This window comes from Bartonella sp. AA2SXKL (assembly GCF_042197205.1).
GTDB lineage: Bacteria > Pseudomonadota > Alphaproteobacteria > Rhizobiales > Rhizobiaceae > Bartonella.
Map to the genome: position 1 here is coordinate 1 of NZ_JBHIRN010000229.1, position 288 is coordinate 288.

General features: G+C 40.3%; 1 pseudogene. It reads left to right on the forward strand.

Going from position 1 to position 288, the window contains the following annotated elements:
* Positions 1–10: 10 nt before the first annotated feature.
* A pseudogene (locus ACFINS_RS10875) lies at positions 11–288 on the forward strand (hypothetical protein); the annotation flags it as partial.

Sequence of the window (288 nt, forward strand, 5' to 3'; positions counted from 1 at the left end):
GGAACAGAAAATGTTGAGATCGTTTTTTTCATTTGTACAACGTAAAGCTTTATCCTTTCGTTCAGCACAAAGAGTAATATTTCGAGCACTCAAGACAAAAAAACAGCATGCAGCTCTTTATTTGGGATATGCAAGAGCTTTAAAGCCTTATTCTCCCAAGCAAGCAGCGGTTTTTACAGCAATGGGCATACAAGAGCTTGAACATTATAAGCAACTTCTGCATCTTTCTTGGAGCAATCGTGCAGGAACTATGGGTTCAGCGTATGGTCGGTCTTCTCTTGTAGCAAG